Origin of the sequence: Halomicronema sp. CCY15110, assembly GCF_016888165.1 — a bacterium.
In the GTDB taxonomy this organism is placed as follows: domain Bacteria; phylum Cyanobacteriota; class Cyanobacteriia; order Phormidesmidales; family Phormidesmidaceae; genus Halomicronema.
The window spans coordinates 23710-30915 of sequence record NZ_JACSWC010000402.1; the positions used below are offsets into that span (position 1 = coordinate 23710).

The 7206-nt window shown below is 51.3% G+C and carries 3 protein-coding genes; all 3 read left to right on the forward strand.

Going from position 1 to position 7206, the window contains the following annotated elements:
• Positions 1-829: 829 nt before the first annotated feature.
• The 3 genes from JUK32_RS20945 (at position 830) to JUK32_RS20955 (ending at position 6937) form a co-directional block, all read left to right on the forward strand.
• Complete coding sequence (locus JUK32_RS20945; RefSeq protein WP_204140814.1) at positions 830-3139, forward strand: PAS domain-containing protein; 2310 nt, start codon at positions 830-832, stop codon at positions 3137-3139.
• Positions 3126-3539 (forward strand): response regulator, encoded by a 414-nt coding sequence (locus JUK32_RS20950; RefSeq protein ID WP_204140815.1) that lies wholly within the window; start codon positions 3126-3128, stop codon positions 3537-3539. The genes JUK32_RS20945 and JUK32_RS20950 overlap by 14 nt, the downstream gene beginning before the upstream one ends.
• Before the next feature lie 80 nt (positions 3540-3619).
• Complete coding sequence (locus JUK32_RS20955) at positions 3620-6937, forward strand: PAS domain S-box protein (RefSeq protein ID WP_204140816.1); 3318 nt, start codon at positions 3620-3622, stop codon at positions 6935-6937.
• The last annotated feature ends 269 nt before the right edge of the window (positions 6938-7206 follow it).

A 7206-nucleotide genomic window follows, 5' to 3' on the forward strand; every position in this document is an offset into this window, starting at 1 on the left:
AAGCAGTTGATGCGACCTATTGCCCAATGATTCGGTACGAGGGCGGTCAAGCATCGTGACCATGATCACATACTTTTCAGTCCGCTGACATCATGACAGCGTTTCTCAATTGATTCAGCGGCACGGCTCTTTCCAAGCACGAGAGCGACAGATTTTGTTGGGAATTTTATCGGCTTCAGATAGAGACTCATACCTGAAAGTCCCAGAAGAGTTGATAGCGTAAAACGCCCTATTCAACGCCCCTATTGTAATAGAACGTTCTATTTAGAAGCGATCACTGACAATAGCCGTCACTGGCTTCAGATTCATGAAAATTGATTGAAACTTCTGTCTATTGATTGCAACCTCTGTCTGAAGACCGACGTTAAGTGATGCCAGAGCAATCAAATCAAAAATACAAGCCTCTATTAGAGGAGGCATCCTGAAGATCTAGAAACAACTTTTCTTGAAGTATATGTTTATATTTTCAGCATCTAAACTTAGATTGCAATAACTTTGTGGTTTGGGCATATCTGGTTCGGGCATCCTTAAGCTATCGGTAGAGGGGGATTTGCAAAAATCTTATGCTGCTGTGGAATGATATGGTTGCTGATAATGGCGGTAGTACCCTCATCTCATCGGCGGAATTAGTTGCTGTGATTGCCATCAGCAGCCCATAAAATCTCTTTAAATCAATCAGGCTTACGGAGTCAGCGTTTAGATGTTGATGCATGCTAAATCTACCTTAGGAATGCTCGAAAACCCACCTAAAAGTGCTTTAAGCTTAGCCATCGTACGAGCACTGACAGTGGTTTCACCGAATACTCCTTTGCTCGATGCAATTGCTCTAATGACCTCATCTGCTGGATATTCAGATGATTTCAAGCGGTCAGAAACCTGTGATCCAAATCACGTTTGGGTGGCTGATAAAGAGCATATTTTGGGTGTTTTAACTGTTGGCAAAGTGGTTCACTTAAGTGCTAACCCTGCGGCCCTGCCGCAGCTTTCTCTGCCGCAGGTGCTTGTGCCACCACTGGCCATTTTGTCCGAGTCGGCCCTCTTGGATGGCGATCCTCCGGCTGACTTCTGGCGATCGCCGCCGACCGTGCCGATCGCAGTGGTGGATGAACAGCGACACCTCGTGGGTATGATCACGCGCGACAGTGTGTTGACCGCGATCGCCGCTACCCTTGCCGATCCACCGACTGCACCTAACTCCTCATCCCCTCCAGCCCCAATACCCACCCAGGACGAGACGTCCTCACCGCGATCGCCCCTCTCGGTGCTGAATGTTGAGGCGATGTTTGACACCCTCTTGGCCGGGTACTGGGACTGGGATATTCCCACTAATCAAGCGTATTTGAGCCCCGGATTTAAGCAGATGTTTGGCTATGCTGACCACGAACTGCCCAACGTGCCTGAAACTTGGCAAAACCTCATTTTTCCGGAAGATTTACCCAAAGTGAAGGCCAGCTTTGAACACCATGTCGCCAGTCACGGCAGCGAGCCGTTTGACCATGAGGTCCGTTATCGCCATAAGAATGGCGCCACCATTTGGGTGAACTGCGTGGGGGAAGTAGTGGCCTGGGACGCACAGGGACAGCCGCTGCGGATGATTGGCTGCCACATTGACATTACTCAGCAAAAACAGGCTGAGCTAGAGATGCGGCAAACGAAAGAGGAACTCGAGAATTTCTTCACGGTCGCCCTGGATTTACTCTGCATTGCCGATACTCAGGGGTATTTTCGGCGCGTTAACCGAACGTGGGAAACGATCTTGGGCTATCTCCCTGCTGACCTAGAGGGGCAGTCGTTTTTAGCCTTTGTCCATCCTGATGATGTGGAGGAGACGCAGGCAGCGATCGCGCAACTCAGCAACCAAGAACGGGTGCAGTCCTTTGTGAATCGATATCGTTGCCGAGACGGCAGCTACCGCTACATCGAATGGTATTCGCAGCCCCAAGGAGACTTGATTTACGCCGCCGCTCGCGACATCACCGAGCAGCGCCAGCTGGAAATGAAACTGCGCCGCCGCGAAGCCCACCTCAAAACGGCTCAGCGCATCGCCGGACTCGGCAGCTGGGAATATGATTTGCCGACCGGTCAGATCACCTGGTCGGACGAAGTTTTTGAGATTTTGGGTCGTGATCCGGCGTTAGGGGCTCCCAATTATGCCGAATTGCTGACGATATATCATCCTGAGGATCAGGCGTACCACGATCTAGTCGTGCAAGAGGCGATTCGCACTCAGCAACCTTACGATTTAGATTTGCGGGCCTACCACCCCGATGGCACTCTGGTCTATTTGCAAGCCCGAGGGGAACCGATTTTCAACGCAACGGGTGAATTGGTGCAGCTCGTTGGCATCTTGCTCGACATTACCGAACGCAAGCGGGCGGAGGCGCAACTACTGCAAACGTCGGCCCAATTAGCCGCTTCAAATGATGAATTAGAAGCCTTTGCCTATTCGGTTTCCCACGATTTACGAGCGCCTTTGCGAGCGATCGAAGGCTTTAGCCAAGCCCTGTTAGAAGACTATGGCGACCAATTTGATGACTCGGGGCGCAAGTACTTTGACCGGATTGGCCACAATGTGGGCCGCATGAATGATCTGATCAGCGATCTGTTGGCGTTGAGCCGGGTATCCCGCAGTGCGATGACGGGTACGTCGGTCAATCTGAGTCACTTAGTCTCAGCAGAAATCGCTGAACTGCAAACCATCCATCCCGATCGCCAAGTCGAGCTGGTAGTGCCACCGCAAGTCATAGCCTGGGGCGATGCGACGTTACTCAGTCTGGTCATCAGCAACTTGGTACAAAATGCTTGGAAGTTTACCCAGCATCACCCCACCGCCCGGATTGAACTCGGCCAGTGCGATCGCGGCGAGCAGCCAACTTATTTCATTCGCGATGATGGGGCCGGTTTCGATATGGCCCATGCCGACATGCTGTTTGGCGTCTTTCAGCGGTTGCACAATATGACCGAATTTCCGGGCACCGGTGTGGGCTTAGCCACAGTAAAGCGCATCATTCAGCGGCATGGCGGTAATGTCTGGGCCACAGGAGCCGTTGAACAAGGTGCCACGATTTACTTTTCACTGCCCGTGACATCAGGCACTGGCATGAGTCCAGGAGGTCAACATCATCATGACTCAGCTTAAAAGCATCCTCCTAGTCGAGGACAACCCAGACGATGAAGCCCTGACCCTGCGGGCATTGCGTCGCAACAATCTGAAAAATGAAATTATTGTGGCTCGCAACGGCCAAGAAGCCTTGGATGTGCTGTCTGAGATAGCAGTACTGCCCTGTGTCGTCTTGCTGGATCTCAAACTGCCGAAGATCCCCGGCTTAGAAGTGCTGCGGCGGATTCGTGCCCATGAGCGGTGGCGGGTATTGCCCGTGGTGCTCCTGACTTCGTCCAAGGAAGAACGGGATATTGCTGAAGGCTACGGCCTCGGGGCCAACAGTTATGTCTGTAAACCAGTTGATTTTCAGCAATTTACCACTGCGGTGAGTCAACTCGGTCTGTACTGGGCAGTGATTAATGAACCTGCGCCTTAAAAACTGCCACCAAGCGTGCGCACAAGAGATGTCCGACACCAAACTGGCGACTAGGTTCAGGGGTAACAAACGTTGACACCATGGATCAAAACTCTTTAACTCTGTTGTTACTTGAAGATTCTGAAGATGATGAGCTATTACTGCTGCGTCATCTCAAACGTAGCGGCTTTGATGTGGTGTGGGAACGGGTGCAAACAGCCACCGAGCTCATGACGGCTTTGCCTAAGCGTCCCTGGAATCTCATTATTTCGGACTACAACCTGTCCGGCGGGTTCACCGCCTCAGAAGCGTTATCGCTAGTGCAACAGAGCCGTCTTGACGTTCCCTTTATTGTGGTGTCGGGCACCATCGGTGAAGCAGTTGCGGTGGCCCTGATGAAGGCCGGGGCCAGTGACTACTTGATGAAAAATAACTTGACCCGGTTGGCCGAATCCATCCGGCGAGAACTGCGAGAAGCCGACGTGCGTAAGCAGCGGCGGCGGGCCGAAGCAGCTTTATTTCAGAGCCAAACCCAAACGCGGGCGTTTTTGGCCGGTCTGCCCGACATCATTTTTGTGATTGGTGCCGATGGTATTTACCAACAAGTCTTGTCCATTCCGCCCGATCGCGATGTGTGCTTTGGGGGCATCGATCCAGTTGGACATTCTGTCTTTGACTTTTCGCTACCTGAGCTGGCGCACCTGAAAATGCAGGCGGTGCTGCAAGCGATATCGACGGGTAAGCTCCAGGTCTATGAGCAAGCGATTGAACTTCAGGGACAGCAGCGATACGAGGAAGTCCGGGTCGCCAAAATTGATACCGATGAAGCGATGTTGATCATCCGCGACATCACTGAGCAGAAGCAGGCGGAATTTAAGCTGGGGAAGCGCGATCGCTACATGACGGCGCTGGTCGAAATTCAACAGTTACTCCTCAGCACTAAAGTCGATCAAGCGTTATATGACTTCATTTTGCCAGTCTTGGCCGAAATTTCTGGCGCTGATCGGGCCTATGTATTCGAGCAAGTACAAGATGATGCTAATGACATCTGGGTGAGTCAGACGGTGGAATGGTGTCAGCCGGGGGTGACGCCACAACACGAAAATCCTCACCTGCAAAATCTGCATTGCCAGCGTGATCTGCCGTGGCTATATGAGCAGTTTCGCACCGTCGGCATCGTTAACTGCCCAGTGTCACAGATACCCTTGCCGGAGCGACAGCCTTTAATCGAACAAGGGGTTTGCTCAATCCTTGAGGTGCCCTTGATCGCCAATGGCGAAATGTTTGGCTTTATTGGGTTAGATGACTGCCACGTCGAAAGAACGTGGGATGCTTTGGAAGCCGAGATGCTACGTTCTTTGGCCACCGCGATCGCCCTGGCCAAAGAACGCGAACAAGCCGCCGATGCCTTAGCGCAATTGAACCAGGAATTGGAAAGTCGGGTAACCCAGCGCACCGCAGCTTTGCAGAAAAGTGAAGCGCAACTACAGGCGTTTCTTAATTTTGCCCCTTCCATTATCTATGCCAAAGATTTGCAGGGGCGCTACTCACTCGTCAACCACGCCTTTTTAGAACTATTTGCTTGCCGCTTTGACGACATCATTGGTAAGACTGACAAAGCGATTTTTTCACCCCCAGACGCTGCGCAAATCTGGCAAAATGACCAGTCACTTTTAGTGGATGAAGAGTTTCGTCGCTTTGAGGAAGTTCTGACCATACATGGCAAGCAACGTACGTTCTTATCGAACAAATTCTTGCTCCGCGATGCCGACGGCAATCTCAACAATATCTGTGGCATTTCTATCGATATTACAGAGCGCCAAGAGGCTCAGCAGCTATTAGCCACCAGCGAAGAAAAATTCCGTAACCTGGTCGAACATGCTAACGACATTATTTATATCCTTAACAGTGACGGCATTTTTAACTACGTTTCTCCCAATTGGACCGAGATTTTAGGACATGATATCGACGAAGTCCTCAAGCAGCCCTTTCACCCCTTCGTCCATCCAGAAGATGTGTCTCAATGTCTAGCCTTTTTGGACAGCATTCTCGATACCGGTAAGAAACAGCAGGGGGTCGAGTATCGCGTTAAACATAAAGATGGTAGCTGGCGCTGGCACACCTCGAATGCCTCGCCCCACTATGACAGAGACGGTAATCTTGTGGGTTGTTTGGGCATTGCCCACGACATTAGCGATCGCAAACAGGCCCAAGCCAGGCTGCAACGCACCAACGCTCAATTGGCGCGAGCGACCCGGCTGAAGGATGAGTTTTTGGCCAACATGAGCCACGAACTACGAACTCCCTTGAATGCCATTTTGGGCATGACTGAGGGGTTGCAAGAGCAGGTTTTCGGTTCCCTGAACGAGTCCCAAACTAAAGCCCTCAACACGATTGAACGGAGTAGCAACCATCTACTCACCTTAATTAACGACATTCTGGATCTCTCTAAGGTCGAAGCGGGCCAGATGGAACTGCATCTGGCCCCCACGTCTATTTCGACGCTTTGCCAAAACAGTCTGTCATTTGTGCGGCAGCAGGCGATGAAGAAAAAAATTCAGCTGCAGACTGAAATTCCCGATACGTCCCTGGAAATTGTGGTAGATGAAAGACGCATTAATCAGGTGTTGATTAATTTGCTGAGTAATGCAGTGAAGTTTACGCCAGCCGCCGGCACCATCACCCTCAAAATCGAGTTATTAGAGTCTGACACCCAACCGCCAAAGAGCACCCCCAAGACCATTCGCTTTGCCGTGATTGACACGGGTATTGGCATCGCCCCCCACGATAGACACAAACTCTTTCGACCATTTGTGCAAATTGATGGTGCCCTCAATCGTCGCCAAATGGGCACTGGCCTAGGTTTGGCGCTGGTCAAACGGATTGTGCAGTTGCATGGTGGCCAAATCGATATGACTAGTGAGGTGGGTGTCGGCAGTTGCTTTGTGGTTGATCTGCCTGCCGCCAACTGCTGTGAAATCTCGCCAAGCGCTGTGGTATTGCCGGGTGAGTCACCCAAGATCGACACACCGGCTTCCGCCCATCAGTCCCTCATCTTGCTAGCCGAAGATAACGAGGCCAATCTCAGCACGCTCTCGAGTTACCTGCAGGCTAAAGGCTATGAACTGATTTGCGCCAGAACCGGGCGCGAAGCGCTGGATCAAGCGATAACCCACACCCCTAATCTTATTTTGATGGATGTGCAGATGCCGGAAATAGATGGTCTCGAAGCCATTCGTCAGATTCGCCAAATGTCCAACCCGGCGCTGGCGCAAGTGCCCATCATTGCCCTGACGGCCCTCGCGATGAAAGGCGATTGCGATCGGTGTATCGCCGCTGGGGCCAATCACTATATGAGCAAGCCCGTCAAACTGAGGGAACTCGTCGCCCAGATCCAAATTTTACTCAGCAGACCTTGACCCGATCAAACAACGATCAGGCTAAAGGGGTTGTAAGCACCTAAATTTCATTGATTGAGATCTAGACAATGTGGAAGTATGAAAATGCAATATTAGCCATCTTTAGTGTCGTGCTTCAGTTGGGTATTTTATGGGTATTTTAAGAACTGGAGTGTATTAAAGCTGCTCCTAAACTGCACCTGGCGTCGGCTCACCCCTTAGTGGTGCAGAAAAGTCCTGAGAGTATTGATGTAGCTAGATTCTCAGATTGAGAAGGGGAGCCATCTGTG

What these genes read in the sequence shown, in the direction of transcription:
- JUK32_RS20945 (WP_204140814.1), top strand. Translation starts at nt 830, where the DNA reads ATGACCTCATCTGCTGGATATTCAGATGATTTCAAGCGGTCAGAAACC.
- JUK32_RS20955 (WP_204140816.1), top strand. Translation starts at nt 3,620, where the DNA reads ATGGATCAAAACTCTTTAACTCTGTTGTTACTTGAAGATTCTGAAGAT.
- JUK32_RS20950 (WP_204140815.1), top strand. Translation starts at nt 3,126, where the DNA reads ATGACTCAGCTTAAAAGCATCCTCCTAGTCGAGGACAACCCAGACGAT.